The sequence below is a fragment of the Acinetobacter sp. YH12129 genome, from assembly GCF_013418685.1.
GTDB lineage: Bacteria > Pseudomonadota > Gammaproteobacteria > Pseudomonadales > Moraxellaceae > Acinetobacter > Acinetobacter amyesii.
Genome location: NZ_VPBP01000008.1, coordinates 98,976 through 122,287, shown reverse-complemented (window position 1 = coordinate 122,287; position 23,312 = coordinate 98,976). Strand labels below are relative to the sequence as shown.

The window sequence follows — 23,312 nt, the reverse complement described above, 5'->3', positions numbered from 1 at the left end:
GAAGCAGATGAAATATTATTGGCGAGATTTTCAAGTCATGACAGCTGATAAAATAGAGCAATGGGTGGAGAAAGTATCAAACCAATTCGGAAAAGAATACATGTTTACTTTTTAATGACAACTTATATGTTAATCAGTAATATAGTTTTACTGACGTATAAGATATTAGCTAAAAATAATGAATAAACAATGCTAAAAAAAATCAGCTGGTTGATTATTGTTAATAATAAATAAAGTAAAAATGGTCTTTAAACGATTCTTGGCTGCTAATAGTTGTAGTATTGTGTAGAATATTTAAACTTTTTATAGAATTGTTGTATATGAAATTCCATTAGGGTTGTTGTTTTATAAGAGTTTTTTTATTAATAGATTTAATGTATTATTCCATTATTTTAATATATAAAAAAGATTACATAAGACGAAATAAGTATTAAATATCTGTGCTGTTTGTTTATTTTCTGATCATTAAAATATATTATATAATATTATTTCTAGATTAATATTTGTGATTTAAGTCTATTAAATTCAATTATTTGTGATATATATTGAAAGTTCAATCCTAGGTCATAGGATTGAACTTTACTTTTATAATGCACTTTTTAAATTATTTTGATGTTGCTTCACTTGTTTTGCATAACGTTTGCCTTGTTTTTTCATTTTTCGATTGGTGTTATAAGCAGTAGGTCCGACATTATAGTAGGCTAAAGCTTTTGGCATGCTGCCAGCGGCATTTTTATATTTAGTTAAAATAAATGACCCACAATTAATATTGGTTAATTCGTCATATAAATCCCCAGGGCATGTTGCTTGCCAATAACGTGGCATCACCTGAGTTAAACCGACTGCACCTGCAGGAGAACTGACATAAGGGCGGAAAGTTGATTCTTGGCGAATAACGGCAGCCAGTAGTAAAGGATCTAAGTTGTATTGATCGGCAGTTTGCACAATGTAGGGTGACACTCGATTTGCAGTTTCAGGATTGACTGAATAGGCCTTTTGGATCCCTGATGAAAGTTTAACTGCACGTTTTTCTACAGAGCCACCACCTAGTGATGAACATCCAGAAATCAGGGTTACAGATATAATAACAGTTGAAAACTTTAAGCTGTGAGCGTTTAGGAGCGACGAAAGACGAGTTGAAAGGCGAGTTTTATTCAGTACATTCTGCATTTATATTCACTTTAAAATAATCATGGCTAAGTGTAATTTCTAAAGCGATATTATGAACTGGAGACTTAGAGGTCAATATTTTCTTAAGATGCTCTGTACAGTGAAATTGTAAGAATTGATGGAAATGTACTCAAATTACATGATTTTTTAAGTGAAGAGAGAAAAACAGATCGTGTTAATTGAGTCAGTATTTCTCTCTTTACATTCTTACTTAAGATTGTGGGGCATTCAAATCCCGAGAACTTTAGTTATAAAAAACTAGAATATCCACTCATTAAATATCCCTATTTGGAAAAGCTATAACTCTTTTCAGAGGTATTAGTGGAATCTGAGTTTAAAGCGTTTTAAGCATCCAAATTTCGCATGCTTGGCTATGACCTGTATTGCCCTTGGGAGCTTGTAAGTGTTGAAATCCTACTTTTTCATAAAGTTTCACTGCTTGCCCAAGTGTATGTGTAGTTTCTAAATAACACGCTTTAAAATTATGATCTTTGGCGAATTGAAAACAAAGTTCTAAAATATCTTTGGCTAAGCCATGACCACGTAATTCAGGCATAAAATACATTTTTTGGATTTCTAAAATGCTTGAGTCTCCAACTAAAGGAGAAAGGCCGCCACCACCTAAAATTGTACCGTGTTGATTTTCAATAACCCAATATTGTGCATTTGCTTGCGCATAGACGTGATATAAATCATCTAAAATTGGATCTGCAACGGCAAATCCTGATTCAGGTGCTAATCCAAATTCTTTGGAAACTGTGCGAATGACATTGGCAATGCTTGCATTGTCTTCAGGTTGAAGTGGTCGGATCTGAAACATAATCATCGAAAAACAAAAAGATGGATTGTTTTATAGACTGATCCTATATAAAAATCCATCTTTAAGTTTCAAATTGCTCAAGCAAAGTAATTATTTTAATTCGCTTGAACTTTTACCCAGTTCACGTCGTGCAACGATTAATTGTTGAATTTGCTGTGTTCCTTCAAATATATCAAGGATTTTTGAATCACGTGCCCATTTTTCCAATAATTCATCTTCGTTATAACCAACTGCAGCTGCGAGCTCTACACATTTTAAGGTGATTTCATTACCTACACGGCCTGCTTTTGCTTTAGCGATGGATGCTTCACGTGAGTTAGGTTTTTTGTTGTCGGCCATCCATGCGGCTTTGAGCATGAGTAGACGCGCTGCTTCCCAGTCTGCTTCCATTCGATATATTTGTGCAGCAATATTCGAGCTTTGTAAGATGGGTGTTGAATACTGCTCATCTAGTTCATCTTTGAAGATTTCTTTAATTCGCTCTAAAGATGCTTTTGCACAGCCTATAGCCATCGCAGCAACGAGTGGGCGAGTATTATCAAAAGTTTCCATAACCCCAGCAAAACCCTTTGCTACATCAATTTCAGCATTGCCTAATAAGTTTGCAGCAGGGACACGACAATCTACAAAACTAATGGCAGCAGTATCAGAAGCTTTAATACCCAATTTATGTTCTAGGCGTTCTACAGTCATTCCTGGTGTACCTTTTTCAACCACAAGGGATTTAATCGCTGCTCGACCTAATTTTTTATCTAGCGTTGCCCAAACCACCACGGAATCAGCACGCTCACCCGAGGTGACAAAGATTTTTTCACCATTGAGGATGTATTCATCACCATCTTTCGTCGCTGTTGTCCTAATTGCAGCAGAATCAGAGCCGCAATTGGGTTCTGTAATGGCCATAGCGGCCCAAGTTCCTTTTAAGCGTTCTAGTTGTTCATCATTGGCTACTGCTGCAATAGCCGAATTTCCAAGCCCTTGTCGAGGCATACTGAGCAACAGGCCTGTATCTCCATAGCACATCTCGATGATACTGAGGGCTGTCGACATATTGACACCGTTTTTATTACCAGTGTCTGTGTCACCACGTTTATTGACGGCAGCACCTGCATTCATGCCATCTCCGCCATCATTCATACCGTCGACGAGGGAAGATAACATGTCTAACTCTTTAGGATAGGCATGTTCGGCTTTGTCATATTTACGTGAAATAGGACGTAGAACATTTAATGCGACTTCATGGGCTTGGTCGATCAGCAATTTAAATTTTTTCGGATTTTGTAAGTTCATGGACATTTCCTTGTTTTTATTTTGCTGAATTAAGCATGCAAGCCAGATTGAAGAATCGCTGTGGCACGTAAGTCTCGATACCAACGTTCTACGGGATGTTCTTTGGTAAAGCCGTGACCACCTAATATTTGCACGCCATCGGTCCCAATTTTCATCGATTTTTCAGCACATAGCACGCGAGCTAAATAGGCTTCACGATGAAAAGGCTTGCCGGCTTCGGCTAGGCTTGCTGCATTGAGGATGAGCATATGCATGGCATCAATTTCGATTGCCATATCTGCAATCATAAATGCCACACTTTGACGGTGCGAAATTGGCTCTCCAAAAGCTGTACGTTCGTTTGCATATTGAATGCAATATTTTTTGACTGCAGTTGCGGTGCCAACAGCCATGGCACACCACATTAAGTTGCCAAGATCGATAAATGAGGTGTAATTGAAATCTTGATCTCCTAAGCGTTGGGCAGGGGTCTGATCAAATTTTAAAGTTACCGTTTCAGTGGCTTTCAAACCCATAGCAGGTGTTTTTTTTGCGCTAATGCTCTGGTCGCGTTGCACAATAAAAACTTCAGGCTGTCCATTGAGCATGGCACTCACTAACAGCACATCTGCCTGTTCGCCTAGAAGGACTAAGGTTTTCTCCCCACTGATTTTATACTGCTGGCCATCAGCAATCGCGTGAGTTTTAAGTTGATAGGGATTAAATGCCGCTGTTGCCTCTTGAACCGCAAAGCTTGCACGTAGGGCTGAATCATCTGCAAATGCCGCTAAGTAGGTTGCTTGAACAGATTCGGAACCCCATTGGGTAATGGCGTTGATACAGCTAAACGTCGACAGTAAACCTGCTGTTAAACTAAAGTCACCTTCAGCCAATTGTTCAGCAATTAAGATATTGCTAATGATATTTTTTTCTGCCGCGACGCCACCCAAATCTTCAGGTAAGGCATAATAATTTAGACCTAGATCTTGGATATGTTGCCATAACGCTTCAGGAAATCTTTCCTCTTGATCGGCTTGATGAGCAAGTGGATACAAGACTTCTGTGGCAAACTGCTGCATCGCATCAGCAGTCATTTGTTGTTCTTCAGTCAGGTTTAAATCAAATAATGATTTTTGTTGATTAGGCAAACGTTGCTTATGCACATCTTTGTTGGTCTGAAATACTTTTTGCGTCTGGCTCAGGGTTTTAAAACCAGCTTTTGAGCTTTGATACAAAGATTTTTCAACAAATTTGCGCAGTTTAAACTGATCGAGTACATCACTTCCGGCAATTTTAGTTAAAAGTGAGAGTCCAAATCCTTGTGCCTTGTTTACCATATTGGTCATTGTTGTTTTCCATTTGCGTTGTTCTTATTTAATGCTGACATGCCAAAGATAGAAAAACCATGTCATAAATGACATGCATGATTGTCAAAGATAAACGGCGAGATTAGGTGGGATTCGATAGCTAAATAATTAATTAAGAATAGAAAAGTAAAAAGGCTTAAAAGTATTGTTATTTTAAAATTGACTTGGCTGACATTTGAGTCAGCCAAGTTTTAAGGTCTGTATTGAATGATTATTGATATTTTTGAATCATACGACGAACATTGGTTTTTGCTTCAATGACGGTCATAAAGGTATATGCACCGATAAATTTACGGCTAATAAACATAAACTCTTTAGGTGGAACTGAGAAATAGCGAGATGCCATCGATTTTGACGCTTGTTGCATCACACGGCTATGTAATTGGCTTTTTTTCCAGTCATATCGTTGTTGTTCGTCCATAACGCCAGCAGGGATGTCTGGGTTATTTTCAGTACTACTAAATGCCTCTGTCGCTAAAAGAAAGACTTTGGCCATATCTGGTTTAATACTTTGTGGAATACCATCAAAGAACTCATAACCTGTCATTGCTTTAACCATTTGCTCAGAGCTATGCTGATAACCCGCAGTAATCAAATTACGTGCAACGCCTAATAGATGCTCATCGAACTGACGGATCGCACCGAAGTCGAGGAGGACAATTTTATCGGGTACATCCGCACCATTACCCAAACGCACCAAATAGTTTCCGAAGTTAGGGTCGGTTTGCATTTCACCCCATTCAAAAATTTCGCGCACGGCAATTTCAAGTGATGCTTCACCTAAGGCATTACGACGCTCTTGAGGAAGTGACAGCATTACTGGGCTATTAATTGGCACACCACGTTCAAAGGTCATACACAGCACTTGAGGTGTTGAGTAACCTTCAATGATTTGCGGGACGATATAGCGAGGGTCTTCTTTTAAGCGTGCTGCAAAACGGCGAGTGGTATCTGCTTCGATTTTATAATTTACTTCACGATGCATCATTTCACGAACTTCATCAAACCACTGATCAAATTCACGGGTTTGAGGCACCATTCGTGTCAGTTTGAGCATGTTTTTGAATAGATTCATATCTGAATCGATCGCATCTGCCACACCCGGATATTGTATTTTTAATACCAGTTCTAAGCCATCAGATTTGCGTTTTGCACGGTGAACTTGTGCCAAAGAAGCTGTACCAAGTGGCTCATGATCAATCACGAGATCATCAAGCTTTGAACCAAGTTGATTTTGTAATTGGACTTTTATGGCTGGCCATGCCAATGCAACTGTTTGATTGTTCAAGGTGTTGAGGGCTTGGGTGATTTCTTCAGGCAGAAAATGTTCACCATACAATGCCATCATTTGCCCGATTTTTACAATCGAACCTTTTAATTTACCAATTTCTGCGACGAGATATTCAGCCTGATCTTTCATGGCTTTTTTACGCTTTTTCTCTTTTTCTTCCTCACTCGAAAAAATAGAAGTGGCGTTTGATGCTGCCCAACGAGTTCCCGCAAGTAGCGATGCCTTTGCGATAGATAAGCGTCGATCCATAGAAGACGTTTTCAAGTGTTTGAGCTTATCGTTCTGATCTGACATGTAAATTAAATCCTTTAATCAGCAATTCGCAGAAAAATACATTGTAGCTAATTTTAACGTTTCTTAACGTATTAAAATAGTTCAACTTACTGAATATGCAGTAAGCATTTGCAAACTTAAGCAAGATGTCGCGTAGACAGGCACATTGGAAATAAAACTATAAACGATATTTGATTTTTACCGTATCGTTTTGCATCAATGCGGCTTTATGTTCTTCAATATGTTGATGAATAAGGTGTTGGACAGATTTGTCTTTAAATCCGGCAGCATAACCTTTGACAATAATAATGCTCGGTAAGCTAAAAAATAGGGTGCGTGCGTTTTCTAAACTCGCATCAGGGAAAACTTGATGTTCGATCAGTAGTTGCTGAAAAAATGCCTTTTCAGTTTGCACATTTAAAGACTGAGTGTCTTCCCAATAGCTCTGACGCATAGCCATGAGGTTATTGTGCTTATAGCTCATTGGAGCTCCGCATTTAAAATTTAACTGTTTGTATGGGGATGATTTTATAAAATTAAAGCTTGGGATCAAGTACAAATTGCTAAACATTTGAGCTTGAATTGGTTTTTATTCGTAATTTTTATCTATTAGGTTTTATAGCATGCTGAAGAAAAGCCTAAAGTACAAATTTCATTTCAGCGAATGTATCTGACCTATATATGCAGGTTATGAAATGCTTTCAAGCGGTGAATAATGCCGTATTTTTATTATAAATAGCATCAAAACAAGGTATCATAGGGCGTTTAAAAAATTATGAACTGGAGACGCCTTAAGTGGATCGACCGACTATTAGCCCTGAACATTTACAGGAAGCAGCTGAAAACCTATCAACAATTCGTGATTATATCCGCTTTGGGGTAACAGCTTTACGTCAATATGATGCCCACTTAGGACAAGGTACAGAAGACTATTTTGCTGAAAGCTCAGCATTGGTTTTACAAACGTTATCTCTAGATTGGAATGCAGATGCGGAAATCTTAGATGCGAAATTATTGCCAAGTGAAGTTGCAGAATTTTTAGCATTGTTAGAACGTCGTATTAATGAAAAAGTTCCGACGTCTTATTTACTAAACTTGTCATATTTCTTTGGTAAGCCATTTTATGTCGATGAACGTGTACTGATTCCACGTTCTCCAATTGCAGAGTTAATTGAAAACCGTTTTGCGCCGTATTGCTTAGGCGAAAATGGCGAAATGGGTGCTGCAGTTAATAATCTACCTGAAAATGCCAATCCAAAAACACCTCAGCGCATTTTAGATATGTGTACGGGTTCGGGTTGTATCGCGATTGCCTTAGCTTATGCATTCCCTGACGCTGAAGTTGATGCAACAGATTTGTCTAAAGATGCACTTGAAGTGGCACAAATTAACTGTGAACACCACAATAAACAATATCAAGTGGCTTTACTTGAGTCTGATTTATTCGCCAAAATTCCAGCAGAAAATCAATATGATTTGATCGTGTCGAATCCACCATATGTGGATGCTGAAGACATGGCAGATTTACCAGAAGAATTCCACCATGAACCTGAAATGGCGCTTGCTGCGGGTCAAGATGGTTTGGATCTTGTCCGTAAAATGTTGGCACAAGCTGCAGATTACCTGACTGAAGATGGCTTAATTGTGATCGAAGTGGGTAACTCAGAATGGGCAATGCGTCAAAACTTCAATACCGTTGATTTTTACTGGTTACAATTCCAAAAAGGCGGTACAGGTATCTTTGCATTGACTGCTGCTCAATGCCGCAAATACCGAGATTTATTCATTCAATCTGTTCAAGCATAAGGAGTCGTTTGACATGGCAGGTAATAGTATAGGGCAACTCTTCCGTGTAACGACTTGTGGTGAATCTCATGGCGTTGGTCTGATGGCCATTGTGGATGGGGTTCCACCGGGTATTGAACTGACTGAAGCCGATTTGCAAAAGGATCTGGATCGTCGTAAGCCGGGCACATCTAAGTTTGCAACTCAGCGTAAAGAACCCGATGAAGTTGAAATTATTTCAGGCGTATTTGAAGGCAAAACGACCGGTACATCGATTGGTCTATTGATCCGTAACACAGATCAAAAATCAAAAGATTATGGCAACATCGCGCAAACCTTCCGTCCGGGTCATGCAGACTATACGTATACACATAAGTATGGTTTCCGTGATTATCGTGGTGGTGGTCGCTCGAGTGCTCGTGAAACTGCGATGCGTGTTGCTGCGGGTGCGATTGCTAAAAAATTCTTGTTTGAGAAATTCGGCATAGAAATTCGTGGTCATGTAACCCAAATTGGTACCGAAAAAGCAGAGAAATTGGACTGGAATGAAGTTCCGAATAACCCATTTTTCTGTGGTGATGCAGATGCCGTCCCACGTTTCGAAGCTCTCGTAACGTCACTTCGTGAACAAGGAACGAGCTGTGGCGCCAAACTGGAAATTATTGCGACGCAAGTGCCAGTCGGTTGGGGCGAGCCTGTATTTGATCGTTTAGATGCAGATATTGCACATGCCATGATGTCCATCAATGCTGTAAAAGGTGTGGAAATTGGTGATGGCTTTGGTGTTGCTGAGCAGTTTGGTCATGAAACACGTGATGAGTTAACTACGGATGGTTTCTTGGCAAACCATGCTGGCGGCATTTTGGGCGGTATTTCGAGTGGTCAGGACATTCGTGTTGCGATTGCTTTAAAACCAACAGCATCCATTACTACGCCGGGTAAAACCATTACGATTAATCGTGAAGATACTGATGTGTTGACCAAAGGTCGCCATGATCCTTGTGTCGGTGTTCGTGCAACTCCAATTGCGGAAGCAATGTTAGCAATTGTGCTCATGGATCACTTCATGCGTAACCGTGCACAAAATGCAGAGGTTGTTGCACCATTTGCCCCAATTGAACCCAAGTGAGGAAACAAAGCGCTGCTTTGTTCCGAACGCGGTTGGTGAGTAGCGTTAGCGAGTCACAGTAGATAAATAACAAAGCGCTGCTTTGTTCCGAACGCGGTTGGTGAGTAGCGTTAGCGAGTCACAGTAGATAAATAACAAAGCGTTGCTTTGTTCCGAACGCGGTTAGTGAATAGCTTTAGCAAGTCACAGTGTATAAATAACAAAGCGTTGCTTTTTTTCGAACGCGGTTAGTGAATAGCTTTAGCAAGTCACAGTGGATAAATAACAAAGCGCTGCTTTTTGTTCCGATGCGGTTGGTGAATAGCGCTAGCGAGCTACACTGATGAGCAAATTGCATAAAAAAACCAGACAATTGTCTGGTTTTTTTATTTCAGTAAAATAGACCCATGAAAATAAATAGCTAAAAATATGAATATACGAAAAGCTTTACTTGACGATATTCAGTAGCTTGAAAGCTTAATGAATATAGCCTATCGGGAAAATCATCCCAAGAGTTGGACCACGGAACATCATATTGTTCGAGGAAATCGAATAAATGTATCTCAACTCAGTCAAATCTTACAAAAAAAAGGATTTTCATCTATATGTGATGGAGTCAGAAAATACACAGATCAAGGGGTGTATTGGTATTCAAATGCAGAGGATGAGCTGTGAAATTGGTCATTTTGCAATTCATCCAAATGAGCAAGCTCAGGGCTTAGGAAAAAAATTATTGCAATTTGCAGAACAGCAAGCGATGTTGATTGAACCCAATGTTGAAGAATTTGTCATGTATGTGATTGATCAGCGTTTAGAATTAATAAAATATTATCAACGACGTGGCTATAAGCTAACAGATGAAAATCAAGCTTATCCACTTCATTTAGAGGTGGGTCAACCGATTTGTGAACTCACAATTAAACAATTAATTAAACGAATAAAATAAAGACCATGTGATGTATTTGATCAATTTATAAAGCGAGATGAATAAAAAATCCCAAAAGAAAACATACACTAACATTTGGGATTTTTATTTTAGACTATTTGGGCTTAAGAGTAAGCACGTAAAAATAGTCGGTAGGCATCTGAAGATTTTTGATTTTTTAACATATAGTGTGCGATTTCACCTTGGTTGGTAATCATAATCACAGCAATATTTTTTGCGTCCCGAAATTGTTTAAGCACAGCATCTGGGATCATCACGGTATTAGAAGAATCAATCACATTTGAATTATCTAAGCGACGATAATTTGTTTGACCTATTGCAGGATAAGACAATACTTTGCCGTCGATCACAAAAGATATTTCATTCATATCAAGCTGCTGTTGATCATAAGAATGCAGTGAAAGTGCATACTCACCTTTATTCTTTTGCTAATCAATTGCAAGTTCAGGACATTTTTGTCCAGTTTCACACAGTAATTGACCTCGAGTAATGGTTCGTTGGATTACGTTACTGTTTTCAACGGTATTCACACCATTCAGCTTTAATGTTCTGGTTTCAGGTTTATTTTTAGGTACGGTAATACAACCTGTGAGTAGTAGGAGTGTAAATCCTAGAACTAAATAATTTTTCATGTGTTTTTCCATGTTAGCGTTATTTTTATAAGCAATATTTATTTTGGCGCATATTCACACAGAAAAAACAAAAAAGTAAAATACATCACACTTTTCTAGTTTTGTTTGAGCACTGCTTTGATATAAGTGGTCGATATTCAAATAAAAAATATTATTAAGTGATGTAAATCTTATTTCATTGAAATTTAGATAACTTAAGTAAGATCTGTGATTTTGCGCTATCAATCTGCTCGGGATTGGTTTGTCGAGACAATTGGTCACGTGGTTTTTCGCCTAAAAAATATTTGATCCGTTCAGCATTCGCACCCGATGGATGGGGAAGTCCTGCTAAAATCTGCTGATCTTTTAAATAGCCTAAGCTGCTTACATAATTTAAAACCTCATCTACACCTTTGCCTAGCGGAATATAAATTGCGTTCGGAAGCTGTTGAATCATAGGAATAAAATAATCATCAATATGTTGTTTTAATAATTCATTTTTCAACATTGCGGGCATTGAGCCTGCATAATTTTTTCCATTGACCAAAATACATTGCTGTAAGACCGAACACATTTGCACCATATCTTGATGATTGCTAAATAGCTCTGCAGTGGTCTGTATGCCTAATTGATTCTGTAATCCAATATGATCTAGCAGTTGAGTTAAATTTTTACGAATAGGACCACTAAAAGCACCACTATTCTTGGCAAGTTTAAGTATGTTTTCCTCAGATAATTGCTGCTCTACGCCGTCCTTCGCTGCAATTAATGCATTACGCCATTGTTGTTGGCCTGGGCAGATGCCGACGATGACCACTTTTGCATCATGATTTATGGCCTCGAATGGTGCATAAAAGCTTTGAATAGTTCCCAGAGTTTTAAGACGGAGTAAATCACTTTGAGTTAATTCTTCAATAGAATGTGTTTTGATCACAGATGCAAAGCAAGAGAAAAGGGTAGAATCCGACATAAAACTTCAATCTTTCTAGATATAAATTTCATTCAGTATTTTAAACCTTTATTTTAAAGATGAAGTATTTAGGTATAAAAAAATTGATTTTAAATTTATAACCTAACAACTTAAATCGATATAAAAATATTATTTAACAATATTGACCCAAATAGGACTTGAGATTTGGTACAAATATTGCTCATATCTAACTAAGGCAATACCAAGATGAATGCCGAATAAAAAAACGAATGGATGATTGCAGGAGAGAAGCACAGATCGTGCTCGCCGAAGGAGCAAGTTCCCCCAGGAAACTCTCAGGCAAAAGGACTGTAATCATATAAAAAATCTGGAGAGAAGTAGGCTGGACCTACTCACCGAAGGGGAAGGTTCACGTTGCTTCGCAAGGAACCAAAGCTCTCAGGTAACAATGACAGATGGGGCGAACATAGGAAATATAATTTCCAAGGAGCCTATATGTGTCATATTGTTGTGATTGGTGCAGGTATTACTGGGGTAACGACAGCTTACGAACTCGGATTACTCGGTTATCGTGTCACTGTGGTCGATAAACATCTTTATCCTGCGATGGAAACGTCGTTTGCCAATGGTGGACAATTATCAGCGTGTAATGCTGAAGTCTGGAACCAAAAAGCAACGGTGGTGAAAGGCATCAAATGGATGTCACAAAAAACCGCGCCATTATTATTAAATCCAAGTTTTAATCTACACAAATATTCATGGCTCTTTGAGTTTATGGGGCATATTAAAGATTATCGTGAAAATACTCACGAGACCGTTCGTCTCGCCTTGATGGCACGTCAGCGTTTATTTGAAATAGCTGAGCATGAAAACTTGCAGTTTGATTTAGAAAAACGCGGCATTTTACATTTTTTTCATAATCAACATGATTATGAGGTGGCGACTCAAGTTAATAATATGCTCTGTGAGGGGGGCTTAGAACGTCATCCTGTGACATTAGCTGAAATCCGTGATATTGAACCTAGTTTGAGAGGTGAATACTATGGTGGCTTTTATTGTCCGGGGGATGCCACGGGCGACATCCACAAATTTACGACGCAGCTTGCTAAAGCAACAGAACGCTTTGATGTGAAATATATGTGGGGTTTTGAGGTGACTGACTTTGAACATCATGCAAAAGGTGTCAATGTTCAGTTAAAAGCCAGTGATGAAAATATGGAACATCCTGATGCTGATACCATACTTGAAGCAGATGCTGTGGTGGTCTGTGGTGGTGTAGGTAGTTATGAACTTGCACATAAACTCGGTGACCGCGTAAATGTCTATCCAGTCAAAGGATATTCAATCACCATTAATTTAAATGATGAACAAAGTCAGGCCAATGCGCCTTGGGTGAGTCTGTTGGATGAAAGTGCCAAAATTGTGACTTCACGCTTAGGTGCAAATCGACTCCGTGTTGCAGGCACGGCAGAGTTTAATGGCTATAACCGAGATATTCGTGCAGATCGCATTCAGCCCTTAATTGATTGGTCAAATCGTAACTTTAATCTATCAACAGAATATGTGGTGCCGTGGGCGGGTTTACGACCAATGATGCCCAATATGATGCCTGTGGTGCATGCAGGTAAGCGTGATCATATTTTTTATAATACAGGGCATGGTCATCTTGGATGGACCTTATCTGCGGCAACAGCTGCAATGATTAGCCAGCAAGTGCGGCAAACACATCCAATTTAATAGACATATTGTAGACATAAAAAAGCCTCAACCTTGAGGCTTTTTTTTCTAAGTCATTCGAATTTGATCTTAATCATATAAACGATAAATCCCTGCAAACCGTTCACAGCCTTTTTGTTCAGTTTTTACTGAGAGTAAGGCTTTACTGTAATTGAACTGATATTTGCAGTCGTGTTCATTATCGGTGATTTGATTTTTTTGTTCGGGTGTTGTGTAAGCTAAAAAGGGAATGGTTTGTGTTTCAACTCGATTGTTCGGATTACGATAGGCAATGCCTTCAATTTTGATGCTGTCTTTGCCCAGTTGATGCACCTTTAAATGTACAGGTGATGTCGCAAAATGACCATTTTCAAATTTCAGATAATGCTGCGTTAAACTTTGGTTCATCGAGGTGTAGATATTCAAATCTTCGTGGCGAAGCTCAAATTGTTGTTTGAAACAATCCAAATTTTTGCATTGCTGAACACGACTGTACCATAATTTTTGTGTATCTATCAGTAAGCGTACAGGGGCATCAGTAATCAACTGCGCTGTTAAAAATAGCCCATCTAGCTTTTCACGCTGTTCTTCAAAACCGTCAGAACAGTAATTTTTTTTTGCCAGAGTATTGGCATGATCACAGTCTATCTTTTCTGCATGCGTAAACGTCGCTAGGCCAGAACCTATTAGCAGAACCAGTCCGAATTTTTTGATGATATTTATTTCAGTTTTCAACAGCATGATCGCTTATACTTTCACTATGTTGCGCTTGCCCACACTATAGCGAAATAGAAAGCGTGAATACAAGATTTCAATCATTATTTTCTCAAGGAACTCAAGCATGATAGCTCAAATTCGTATCGGTCAGGGCATGGATGTGCATGCATTTGAAGAAGGTGACTTTGTAACGCTTGCTGGTGTTCAAATTCCACATACACATGGACTCAAAGCACATTCAGACGGTGATGTAGTACTACATGCGCTTTGTGATGCATTATTAGGTGCTTTGGCACTTGGAGATATTGGTCAGCATTTTCCAGATACAGATCCAAAATTTAAAGGTGCCGATAGTCGAGTACTTTTAAAACACGTTTATCAACTGATTTTAGACCGTGGATACGTACTTAATAATGCTGATATTACTGTGGCTTGTGAGCGTCCTAAACTAGCAAAACATAATTTAGAAATGCGTCAAAGCATCGCAGATGTTATGGATGTTGAAGTCACACAAATTAGCATCAAAGCGACCACCACCGAAAAATTAGGGTTTACTGGTCGCCAAGAAGGTATTCTTTCTACTGCAACAGTACTGATTTCTCACGCAAAATGATCTGGATGGATCAGCGCATGTTGTAAATCTTGAGTTGCTTTACGGCCTTGGAGTTGTAAGGCAACCGCATGGATTAAACCTGTCCATGTTTCATTGGGTTCCCAAATTTGATGCATCAAATCTTGAGCCTTTGGCACATCAACATCCATATAGTATTGACGATATAAATACATCAAACTGCTGACACGGAAGTTTTTCGCACAGTGTAGCCAAACAGTTTGACCTTGAACCAAATGGTCAATCATATCGAGTACTAAAAGGCATTGATCATCTGAAGGGGTATCCCAAGAGATCGGAACTTGGATGTAGTTCAGGCCTAGATCTAGGCAAATGCGGTCTTCATGCTCGATATGATTGGATGCATCAGTCAATGCTAAATTGATAACTGTTGAAACACCATATTCTTTAATCGTTTGAAGCTCAGAAGGAGATGGTTGTCCTGACGTTAATAAGTGTTCATGTATATATTGGAAGTTTTCAATGTGACTTAACGCATTTTCGATTTCATTCATCTGACAAATAATCCTTCAAAGTAAAACGCCATCTCGAAGATGGCGTTTTTCATTCACTTAGCGTGTCGGTAACACGTCTTTAAGTGCTTCATGCATCTCTAACAAGACTTTTTCAGTCGTATCCCAATCGATACAGCCATCAGTCACTGATTTACCATATTCGAGGTCACATAAGTTGGCAGGAATATCCTGACGACCACCTTTTAAGTGACTTTCTACCATAATACCCACGATTGACTTGTTTCCGTCAAGGATTTGTTCAGTAATATTTTTCAGAACAAGGGGTTGTAGGTACGGGTCTTTGTTTGAGTTTGCATGACTGGTATCAATCATGATTTTGCCACTAACTTTTGCTTTGGCTAATGCCGCTTCGGCATCTGCAACAGAACCTGCGTCGTAGTTTGGTTTACCGTTGCCGCCACGAAGTACAACGTGTGCATAAGGGTTACCACTGGTACGAATAACTGAAACTTGACCTTGGTCGCTTAAGCCCAAGAAGCTATGACCATGTTTAACAGATTGCATGGCATTGGTCGCAACGGTTAAACCGCCATCTGTACCATTTTTAAAGCCCACAGGTGAAGAAAGCCCAGAAGACATTTCACGATGTGTTTGGCTTTCAGTGGTACGCGCACCAATCGCTGACCAAGAGATAAGATCTTGGTAGTACTGTGGTGAGTTTGGATCGAGCGCTTCAGTTGCACAAGGCAAACCTTTTTCATTCAATTCAAGTAAAAGTTTACGACCAATACGTAAGCCTTTTTCGATGTTGAAAGAATCGTTCATGTCAGGGTCATTAATTAGACCTTTCCAACCAACAGTGGTACGTGGTTTTTCAAAATACACACGCATCACGACATAGATCGTATCTTGGATTTTGTCGCTTAAAACTTTTAAACGGTCAGCATAATCATGTGCAGCGACTGTGTCGTGAATTGAACATGGGCCAATGACAACAAAAAGACGTTTGTCATTTCCATCTAAAATATTACGTACAGTTTCACGGCCCTTAAGGACTGTTTGATAGGCAGTTTCAGTCAGAGGTAGCTCTTTTTTTAGTTCTGCAGGAGTAACAAGAGGCTGAATGCTTTTTACATTCACGTCATCAATGTCGTTTTGGGTAATAGAATTTGACTGTAAAGTATTCATTGCCGTCACTGGTTTGATTATACAAAAGGTTGTTTCGTGAGCCGAATATAACATGAATATAGCATTCAAATGTTATAAAAAAGATCAATAAGTCTCTGAAAAAAAAGTGATGAATCGGGCAGTTAATTTAAACCTGCTGACTATTCACCGTCGGTGCGATCAACATTGCTGTTGTTGGTTTTTCGACAGGTTTTGATTTTACTGGATTAATGATGAAATTCATGCCTAAAACAAACAAGGTAATGCCTAAGACTTTACGAATGACTTTTTCAGGTAAACGTGAGCTGATTAAAGTTCCGACCACAATCGCGGGAATAGAACCCACCAATAACCAACCCAATAAATGAAAATCGACATTACCTGAGCTCATATGACCCAAGCCAGCAACCAGTGTAAGAAGCACGGCATGTACGACGTCTGAACCAATAATTCGAATCATTGGTAAATTAGGGAACATGAGTACCAATGCCATAATACCGAAAGCACCTGCACCAACAGACGATAGGGTAACGAATACGCCTAAAATAATGCCCATGATGATGATATATGCACGCTTATTTTTAGCTTGGAAATTGATACGTTCAAGATCCGCACTCATATCATCCAATTGATCAGTTTTTCGAAATTTATTAAAGAATTTTTCGATATGACCACGGAAAATAATTGAGATCCCTGTAATGGTCAGCATAAAACCCAAAAACATGGTTAACACGGTTTTGTAATGTGTCGATTGGCTTAAATAGTTTTCAAGTACCCAATGGGTCGCAAATGACGCAGGGATACTGCCGACTGCAAGCCAAATGACAATGGTCCAAACGATATTCATTTTACGGGCATGGACTAAAGAACCACAAAATTTTGAAATTGCGGCATACAGTAGATCTGTACCGATCGCAATGTGGGGTTCAATTTTATATAGGCTAATCAGGATCGGGGTCATCAATGAACCACCACCAACACCGGTAATACCTACGCAGAAACCTACAATTACACCTGCCAGAATGAACTCTAAAGGACCGACCATCGCTGAATGCCAAATATCAAAAAACGTGCATATCTTATGACTAATTGATATAAGTCGTTGTCTCGATTAGTGATTTGCTTGTGAAAAAAATAGATAAAGAGTGGTTTTAATTTGGAAAATAATGGATTTTAAATAAGCTAAGTTATTGATTGTAGTTTTTGCAAGTGGTTGATAGCTCAAATGGAGATTATGCTGCAGTGAAATCATGTATTTAGAATATAAGGTGATGACTATCTGAAATGCATCTCTAATACCAAAAAACGCACCGTAGGTTTATTTTCCTAGTCTTTAATTAGTTATTTATCGATATATGCGACTGTGAACTTAAAGTCCATTCCTGCAAAATCTATACTCCTTAAAAAGATAAGGTTTCGCCATTATTCGAATATGGGTAGAAGGACACTAACTAGACATTTTAACCATGCGACAGGGCTACCAATTGTCACATGGTTAAATAATGAAAGACTGCGATATGCGGCTGAATTGCTCGAAGTGACGGATTACTCAATTGATAAAATTGCGGAAGCCTCTGGTTTTAATACCGCAGTGCTATTTCGTAAAATGTTTAAGAATAAATACGGCACAAATCCGAACCATTGGCGGAAAAATTTTAATCAGAAGCTAAGTAGCAGTGATGAATATTTCTAAGATGGTGAATTAAAGACGTGCAGCTTTTTTTAGGAAATCTATTAACTTTGCGAAGGACTCGTATAGAATCTATAGCTAAAGAAAATTGAGTTAAAAGGACAGACTTTTGCAAAATCGGAAACTTAAAATTGGCATCGTGGTTGGGGAAGTATCGGGGGATACATTAGGCGCCAAGCTTATCCGTAGTTTTCGAGAGCAAGGGATTGATGCGGAATTTGAAGGCATTGGTGGTCCGCAAATGATTGCAGAAGGCTTTAACAGCTATTATCCGATGGATATTTTATCGGTGATGGGGATTGTTGAAGTCTTAAAAGATATTAAAAAACTCTTTGCTGTACGTGATGGTCTGGTTGAAAAATGGACTGAAAACCCTGTCGATGTTTTTGTAGGGATAGATGCACCGGATTTTAATTTGCGTTTATCTAAGAGCTTAAAGCAAAAACAGCTACCAATTAAAACAGTGCAATATGTCAGCCCTTCAGTGTGGGCATGGCGACAAGGCCGTGTACATGGCATCAAGGCGAGTATCGATTTAGTCCTTTGTTTATTTCCTTTCGAAAAAGCGTTTTTCCAAAAATGGCAAGTTCCGGCTGCATTTGTCGGACATCCATTGGCAAGTCAGTTGCCTTTAGATAATCCACTCGTTGCGGCTAAACACGAGTTAGGCTTAGATGAGCATCAAAAACACATTGCATTACTTCCGGGCAGCCGTCGCGGTGAAATTGAGCGCTTAGGGCCTTTGGTACTGTCTGCCGCACAGATTTTGACGGAGCAGCATCCAGACTATGTGTTCCTGATTCCTGCAATCAATGATGCCCGTAAACAGCAAATCGAATTGTTGCTCAAGCAGTACCCTAAAACATTACAAGCCAAAGTTCGCTTGATGGAAAACACCGATACCGAATCTAAAATTGGCCGTCAGGTGATGAACGCATCGAATATTGTCGCTTTGGCTTCGGGTACAGCGACTTTAGAAGCGATGCTTTTACATCGTCCAATGGTGACTTTTTATAAGTTAAATTGGCTGACTTACCATGTGGTGAAATTGCTGATCAAAATTCCGTATTATTCATTGCCAAATATTATTGCGGGCAAAAAGGTGATTCAGGAACTTATTCAACATGATGCAACACCTGAAAAATTAGCAGCAGAAATTGAAAGCTTGATGGATGTTGAAAAATCGCAAATTCAAGTGATGCAGCACATTACCATGCATAAACAACTGCTTTCAGGTAACAGTGAAAACCCTGTGGAAGCGATTTTAAAGCTTTTAGATTAAACCTTTAAGGTGACTCAGTTTTTGCGAGTTGATGCTGCTGTCGATACTGGCTCGGTGTTAGATCATAAAACTTTTTAAAAGTTTGGCTAAATGCCGTTTCAGATGAGTAGCCGATACGATGGGCAATTTGCTGAATAGTCAGTTGCCCCATTTGTAAGTGCTGTGTCGCCAGTCGCAAACGATGTTGCTGCAAATAGGCGAGTGGTGATTCACCGAGCATTTGGGTGAATAAACTGGCAAATTTAGAACGCGACATGCAGCATTGTTCTGCCAAACTTTCGACAGTCCAAGCTTGCTGGGGTTGTTCGTGAATCGCGGCCAAAGCATTGGATAATTCAGGATGACTCAAGGCATGCAACCAACTGCTTGAATCTGACAAGGCTGCAATATAATCACGCACACATTCGATAAATAAAATACTCACCAAATGATCCAAAATTTTGTCGCGGCCTGGACGGATCTGATGCGCTTCAACGGCCAGAAAATGTAAGCCAATTTGCAACCATTCAGGTGCGGTACTGCTCATGATATGTGGTGTATGTAACAGCGTGGGGAGTGCATTCACTAAGGGCTTTGCCATAATGCTGTCGACATGCCCACGGATCGCCAGTACAAATAATTCTTCTGCTTCATGAGATTCGGTAGAATTTAATTCAATGGTTTTATTTCGTTGCTCTTGAAACAGTGGCGTGATGTTCACTGATTCGACCAAGACATCAGACTGTATAGATTTGCAGTGATGGTTTTGCCCTGAGGGAATAAGGCAAAGATCGCCAGCTTCAAGTAAGACCTGCTCTTGATCGATATGCACAACACACTGACCTTGAATCACCACATACGCAACCATGGCATTGTGATCTTGAAAATGAAAAGCCCAAGGATGCTTTGATCTCAAATAAATATATTCAGATCGGTGGAGATGGATATCATCAAAAATTTTACTTAAAGCATCCATATTTCAAATATTTACTCATATTAATTTTCTATTTATAGATGGTCACTATGTGTTTAAAGGTCAACATTTATCCTTAAATGCCAAAGACGATCGCATAGTTTTTTTGGACGCTTAAAACTGTTCTGGCTGCCCATATTTTACGAATATAAACACAGAAGAAGTAATTAGGGAAGTCTAGCGCATGAATGCACCAGTAAAATTAAATGAACAGCAGCTCGCTCAGTTAGAAAGCAAAATCGGTAGTGTTTTAGATAAAAAACGTTATGGTTGGCTATTGAGTCCAGGTTTACCAGTCATTGGTATGGGGATCTTGGCGGGTTATCATTTTGGTCCAAAACCGACAAAAAAACTATTTGCCATGGGCGGGCCGCTTCTATTGCATGTCATTATTCCTGCACTGGATGCACTGATCGGTGATGATGCCAATAACCCGACAGATGATGACATTAAAGTTTTAGTGAATGATCCTTATTATGATCGTATTGTCAAATTATTTATTCCACTGCAAATGGCAGCGAATGCTTTTGCTGGCTATGTGGTTACCCGTAAAGATGTTTCATTATTAGATCAAGTTCTACTTGGGATTTCGATGGGTGCCATCAATGGCGTCGGTGTAAATACAGCACATGAACTCTGCCATCGACCTCATAAAAAAGACCATTATTGGGCACATGCGACGCTCGCACCTTTGGGTTATAGCCATTTCCGCATTGAACATCCTTATGGACACCATAAACGTGCGGCAACACCTGAAGATCCTGCATCCTCAAAAATGGGCGAAACCTTTTATGAGTTTTGGCCACGCACTGTATTTGGTGGAATTAAATCGGCGGTACAGATTGAAAAACAACGTTTAAAACGTAAAGGTTTAAGTTTCTTTTCGAAGGAAAATGAACTGTTTCATGGTTGGGCGATGAGTGCAGGTTTTCATGCCGCGATGCTGAAAATGTTTGGTAAAGGCGTGACACCGTATTTAGTTACACAGGCCTTGTATGGAATCAGCCTTTTTGAAATTATTAATTATATTGAACATTATGGCCTGAAACGTGAGCAAAAAGCGGATGGAAGTTATGCGCGAACCATGCCTGAACATAGTTGGAATAACAATAATATTGTGACCAATCTATTTTTGTATCAATTACAGCGACATTCAGACCATCATGCATATCCGACTCGCCCTTTTCAGGCATTAAGACATTTTGATGAAGCGCCAGAGTTGCCTAGTGGCTATGCCACTATGCTAATTCCTGCTTTAGTACCCTCTATATGGTTTAAGATGATGGATAAACGGGTCTATGATCACTACCAAGGCGATTTAACTAAAGCCAATATTCATCCTAAACGTCGTGCAAGACTTTTTAAAAAGTTTGCGGTTTCAGACGTTTAAATCGAATACCTGATGAGAAGAATCCCAAGCTTGTTTGCTTGGGATTTTTTATTGTGCTTAATTTCAAAATCTAAAAATGATTGTTTTAAATAGAGTCTCTTCTTAAGACCACCAATAGCGCAAAATATGGAAAAAAATCGGTGCAGAAAAGCAGATTGAATCAATTCGGTCGAGCATGCCACCATGGCCTTGGATAAGTTGTCCCCAGTCTTTTACACCACGATCGCGTTTAATGGCTGACATGACAAGACCACCAAAGAAGCCAAATATGCAAACAATAAATCCAATACATGCAGCCTGTAGATAGCTAAAGGGTGTAAGCCATGACATAGCAACACCTAATGCAGTGGCTAAAGCAATGCCTCCGATTAATCCTTCTACGGTCTTAGATGGTGAAAGTATCGGTGCGACTTTGTGCTTTCCAAATAGCTTGCCACAGACATATTGCAAGACATCGGAGGCTTGTACCACCATGATCAGCCAGATTGCTAGCCAAATTTTTTCACCCTCAAATCCGGGAAGTTTGAGGTTTAATAGCGCAGGCACATGCGAAATACAGAATACGCTGATCATCAGACCCCATTGAATTTTTGAACTGCGCTCTAAAAATCGCGTGGTATCTTCGGCTTTGAGTGTAGCGATAGGGATAAGAAGAAATACATACAGCGGAATAAAAATCGAATATAGCCCGTACCAGTCGATATACACCAAGTAATACTGGTAAGGGATGACAAAATAAAAAGCGATCAATAAAGGAAGATAATCACCGCGACGGGTTGGAAGTAAGCTGATAAATTCACGTAAAGCAAAGAGTGAAATCAACGCAAACAGGATCACAAAGGCAATTTTGCCTAATGAAATTGCTACACCAAGTACCAACAACATGACCCACCATGCATTGATCCGCGCATTTAAATTGTCGATGACCGGTGCCGGCGCATAACCCGCTTTAAATTTTAGTATTGAGCCAATGGTTGAGGCAATAATCAAAATAACCGCAAAGATACCAAACAATACATAGGTCATTTGCGCATTGGTGAATTCCATTATTGATACTCCAATGCTTTTAATTTGAGTAATTCGTCCTGAGCGTAGTTTAAAAACTCAGTTTTACTCTGTTCATTATGGGCTTCTAAAGGTTTGCCAAAAATAACGGTAGATAATAATGGCAATGGTATAAGCGCGCCTTTAGGCATGACACGTTTTAAATTAGAGATCCATACCGGTACGATTTCAACATCAGGAAATTGATTTTTGAGATGAAATAAGCCGCTTTTAAAGGCTAATAATTCAACGTCATCATTTAAATTTCGAGTACCCTCAGGAAAGAAAATAATCGAGTCACCTTGAGCTAATACGGTTTTGATCGGTTCTAAGGGGTCTTGATTTTGCTCTCGATTTCGCTGAATAGTGACGCCAGTAAACGTATCTTGAATGAGAAAACGTCGAAAGCCATCTTTTAGCCAATAATCCGAAGCCGCTACAGGACGCGTATTCCGTCTGAGATCTGTCGGTAGTGATGACCAAAGCAAAATAAAGTCGATATGGCTATTATGATTTGCATAATAAATACGCTGCTTCATTACAGGTTTACACCCGACCCATAGACTCCGCGCGCCCGTGAGCAGCCGCGCACCACGACGAGTGAGAAAGGCAATATAGCGAGCAATTGAACGGCTTAAAAAATTACCTTTCATTGGTGAGTGAGCATTCCTTGAAGTGTCTAATGGAGTTGGCATAG

Annotated in this window: 24 protein-coding genes, 1 pseudogene and 1 riboswitch; of the genes and pseudogenes, 9 read left to right on the top strand and 16 right to left on the bottom strand. The window is 39.3% G+C overall.

What is annotated here, in order from left to right:
- A pseudogene (locus FTU65_RS06550) lies at positions 1-115 on the top strand (transposase); the annotation flags it as partial.
- Positions 116-585: 470 nt separating this feature from the next.
- Here FTU65_RS06550 and FTU65_RS06545 read toward each other — a convergent pair.
- The 6 genes from FTU65_RS06545 to FTU65_RS06520 form a co-directional block, all read right to left on the bottom strand.
- Complete coding sequence (locus tag FTU65_RS06545; protein ID WP_180011907.1) at positions 586-1,170, bottom strand: lytic transglycosylase domain-containing protein; 585 nt, start codon at positions 1,168-1,170, stop codon at positions 586-588.
- A 334-nt stretch (positions 1,171-1,504) separates the two neighbouring features.
- A complete protein-coding gene (locus tag FTU65_RS06540; RefSeq protein WP_180065108.1) occupies positions 1,505-1,990 on the bottom strand; it encodes a GNAT family N-acetyltransferase in 486 nt (161 codons plus the stop codon).
- A gap of 90 nt (positions 1,991-2,080) precedes the next feature.
- Positions 2,081-3,280: an acyl-CoA dehydrogenase family protein gene (locus FTU65_RS06535; RefSeq protein ID WP_180065106.1), complete on the bottom strand. Its 1,200-nt coding sequence runs from the start codon at positions 3,278-3,280 to the stop codon at positions 2,081-2,083.
- 29 nt (positions 3,281-3,309) lie between these two features.
- Positions 3,310-4,596: an acyl-CoA dehydrogenase family protein gene (locus FTU65_RS06530; protein ID WP_171263801.1), complete on the bottom strand. Its 1,287-nt coding sequence runs from the start codon at positions 4,594-4,596 to the stop codon at positions 3,310-3,312.
- Between the two features lie 241 nt (positions 4,597-4,837).
- Positions 4,838-6,211, bottom strand: coding sequence for an AarF/ABC1/UbiB kinase family protein (locus FTU65_RS06525; RefSeq protein WP_180065105.1), 1,374 nt, complete (start codon positions 6,209-6,211; stop codon positions 4,838-4,840).
- A gap of 157 nt (positions 6,212-6,368) precedes the next feature.
- A complete protein-coding gene (locus FTU65_RS06520; protein ID WP_180065104.1) occupies positions 6,369-6,674 on the bottom strand; it encodes a hypothetical protein in 306 nt (101 codons plus the stop codon).
- Positions 6,675-6,985: 311 nt separating this feature from the next.
- Between FTU65_RS06520 and prmB the strand changes: the two genes are divergently transcribed.
- The 3 genes from prmB to FTU65_RS06505 all read left to right on the top strand — a co-directional run bounded on the left by prmB (position 6,986) and on the right by FTU65_RS06505 (position 10,029).
- On the top strand, positions 6,986-7,996 hold the full coding sequence (gene prmB / locus FTU65_RS06515) for a 50S ribosomal protein L3 N(5)-glutamine methyltransferase (protein WP_168378685.1): 1,011 nt from the start codon (positions 6,986-6,988) through the stop codon (positions 7,994-7,996).
- Between the two features lie 13 nt (positions 7,997-8,009).
- On the top strand, positions 8,010-9,104 hold the full coding sequence (gene aroC, locus FTU65_RS06510) for a chorismate synthase (protein WP_180011903.1): 1,095 nt from the start codon (positions 8,010-8,012) through the stop codon (positions 9,102-9,104).
- 535 nt (positions 9,105-9,639) lie between these two features.
- Positions 9,640-10,029, top strand: coding sequence for an N-acetyltransferase (locus FTU65_RS06505; protein WP_257222624.1), 390 nt, complete (start codon positions 9,640-9,642; stop codon positions 10,027-10,029).
- A 104-nt stretch (positions 10,030-10,133) separates the two neighbouring features.
- On the opposite strand, the gene FTU65_RS16250 is transcribed toward FTU65_RS06505, so the two are convergent.
- From FTU65_RS16250 to FTU65_RS06495, 3 genes are all read right to left on the bottom strand, one after another.
- Positions 10,134-10,397: a hypothetical protein gene (locus tag FTU65_RS16250; protein ID WP_257222623.1), complete on the bottom strand. Its 264-nt coding sequence runs from the start codon at positions 10,395-10,397 to the stop codon at positions 10,134-10,136.
- 60 nt (positions 10,398-10,457) lie between these two features.
- On the bottom strand, positions 10,458-10,661 hold the full coding sequence (locus tag FTU65_RS16245) for a hypothetical protein (RefSeq protein WP_257222271.1): 204 nt from the start codon (positions 10,659-10,661) through the stop codon (positions 10,458-10,460).
- 175 nt (positions 10,662-10,836) lie between these two features.
- Positions 10,837-11,610 carry a hypothetical protein gene (locus tag FTU65_RS06495; protein WP_180011899.1) on the bottom strand — a complete coding sequence of 258 codons (774 nt, stop codon included), beginning with the start codon at positions 11,608-11,610 and terminating at the stop codon, positions 10,837-10,839.
- Positions 11,611-11,841: 231 nt separating this feature from the next.
- Positions 11,842-11,932, top strand: a riboswitch (glycine riboswitch).
- A gap of 134 nt (positions 11,933-12,066) precedes the next feature.
- Between FTU65_RS06495 and FTU65_RS06490 the strand changes: the two genes are divergently transcribed.
- Positions 12,067-13,308, top strand: a complete 1,242-nt coding sequence (locus FTU65_RS06490; RefSeq protein ID WP_180011897.1) for a D-amino acid dehydrogenase — start codon at positions 12,067-12,069, stop codon at positions 13,306-13,308.
- A 69-nt stretch (positions 13,309-13,377) separates the two neighbouring features.
- Here the strand turns inward: FTU65_RS06490 and FTU65_RS06485 are convergent, their stop codons facing one another.
- On the bottom strand, positions 13,378-14,028 hold the full coding sequence (locus FTU65_RS06485; RefSeq protein WP_180066525.1) for a hypothetical protein: 651 nt from the start codon (positions 14,026-14,028) through the stop codon (positions 13,378-13,380).
- A 100-nt stretch (positions 14,029-14,128) separates the two neighbouring features.
- Between FTU65_RS06485 and ispF the strand changes: the two genes are divergently transcribed.
- Entirely contained in the window at positions 14,129-14,617 is a 489-nt protein-coding gene (gene ispF, locus FTU65_RS06480) for a 2-C-methyl-D-erythritol 2,4-cyclodiphosphate synthase (RefSeq protein ID WP_168378679.1), read from the top strand.
- Here the strand turns inward: ispF and FTU65_RS06475 are convergent.
- The 3 genes from FTU65_RS06475 to FTU65_RS06465 all read right to left on the bottom strand — a co-directional run bounded on the left by FTU65_RS06475 (position 14,605) and on the right by FTU65_RS06465 (position 17,302).
- On the bottom strand, positions 14,605-15,129 hold the full coding sequence (locus FTU65_RS06475; RefSeq protein ID WP_180011892.1) for a protein tyrosine phosphatase family protein: 525 nt from the start codon (positions 15,127-15,129) through the stop codon (positions 14,605-14,607). The genes ispF and FTU65_RS06475 overlap by 13 nt on opposite strands.
- Before the next feature lie 57 nt (positions 15,130-15,186).
- The gene (locus FTU65_RS06470; protein ID WP_143221612.1) at positions 15,187-16,278 is read right to left on the bottom strand and encodes a 3-deoxy-7-phosphoheptulonate synthase; all 1,092 of its coding nucleotides are present in this window, start codon (positions 16,276-16,278) and stop codon (positions 15,187-15,189) included.
- 127 nt (positions 16,279-16,405) lie between these two features.
- Positions 16,406-17,302, bottom strand: coding sequence for a sulfite exporter TauE/SafE family protein (locus FTU65_RS06465; RefSeq protein WP_078193863.1), 897 nt, complete (start codon positions 17,300-17,302; stop codon positions 16,406-16,408).
- Positions 17,303-17,689: 387 nt separating this feature from the next.
- On the opposite strand from FTU65_RS06465, the gene FTU65_RS06460 reads away from it, so the two are divergent.
- Together FTU65_RS06460 and lpxB are read left to right on the top strand one after the other, a co-directional pair.
- Positions 17,690-17,950 (top strand): helix-turn-helix domain-containing protein, encoded by a 261-nt coding sequence (locus FTU65_RS06460; RefSeq protein WP_180054895.1) that lies wholly within the window; start codon positions 17,690-17,692, stop codon positions 17,948-17,950.
- Between the two features lie 106 nt (positions 17,951-18,056).
- Positions 18,057-19,229 carry a lipid-A-disaccharide synthase gene (gene lpxB / locus FTU65_RS06455; RefSeq protein ID WP_180041473.1) on the top strand — a complete coding sequence of 391 codons (1,173 nt, stop codon included), beginning with the start codon at positions 18,057-18,059 and terminating at the stop codon, positions 19,227-19,229.
- Positions 19,230-19,233: 4 nt separating this feature from the next.
- On the opposite strand, the gene FTU65_RS06450 is transcribed toward lpxB, so the two are convergent.
- Positions 19,234-20,184, bottom strand: coding sequence for an AraC family transcriptional regulator (locus FTU65_RS06450; RefSeq protein ID WP_180022775.1), 951 nt, complete (start codon positions 20,182-20,184; stop codon positions 19,234-19,236).
- Positions 20,185-20,365: 181 nt separating this feature from the next.
- Between FTU65_RS06450 and FTU65_RS06445 the strand changes: the two genes are divergently transcribed.
- Positions 20,366-21,571 carry an alkane 1-monooxygenase gene (locus FTU65_RS06445; RefSeq protein WP_180065102.1) on the top strand — a complete coding sequence of 402 codons (1,206 nt, stop codon included), beginning with the start codon at positions 20,366-20,368 and terminating at the stop codon, positions 21,569-21,571.
- Positions 21,572-21,673: 102 nt separating this feature from the next.
- Here the strand turns inward: FTU65_RS06445 and FTU65_RS06440 are convergent, their stop codons facing one another.
- Entirely contained in the window at positions 21,674-22,618 is a 945-nt protein-coding gene (locus FTU65_RS06440; RefSeq protein WP_078191012.1) for a phosphatidate cytidylyltransferase, read from the bottom strand.
- Complete coding sequence (locus tag FTU65_RS06435) at positions 22,618-23,268, bottom strand: 1-acyl-sn-glycerol-3-phosphate acyltransferase (protein ID WP_180011880.1); 651 nt, start codon at positions 23,266-23,268, stop codon at positions 22,618-22,620. The genes FTU65_RS06440 and FTU65_RS06435 overlap by 1 nt, the downstream gene beginning before the upstream one ends.
- Positions 23,269-23,312 lie beyond the last annotated feature (44 nt).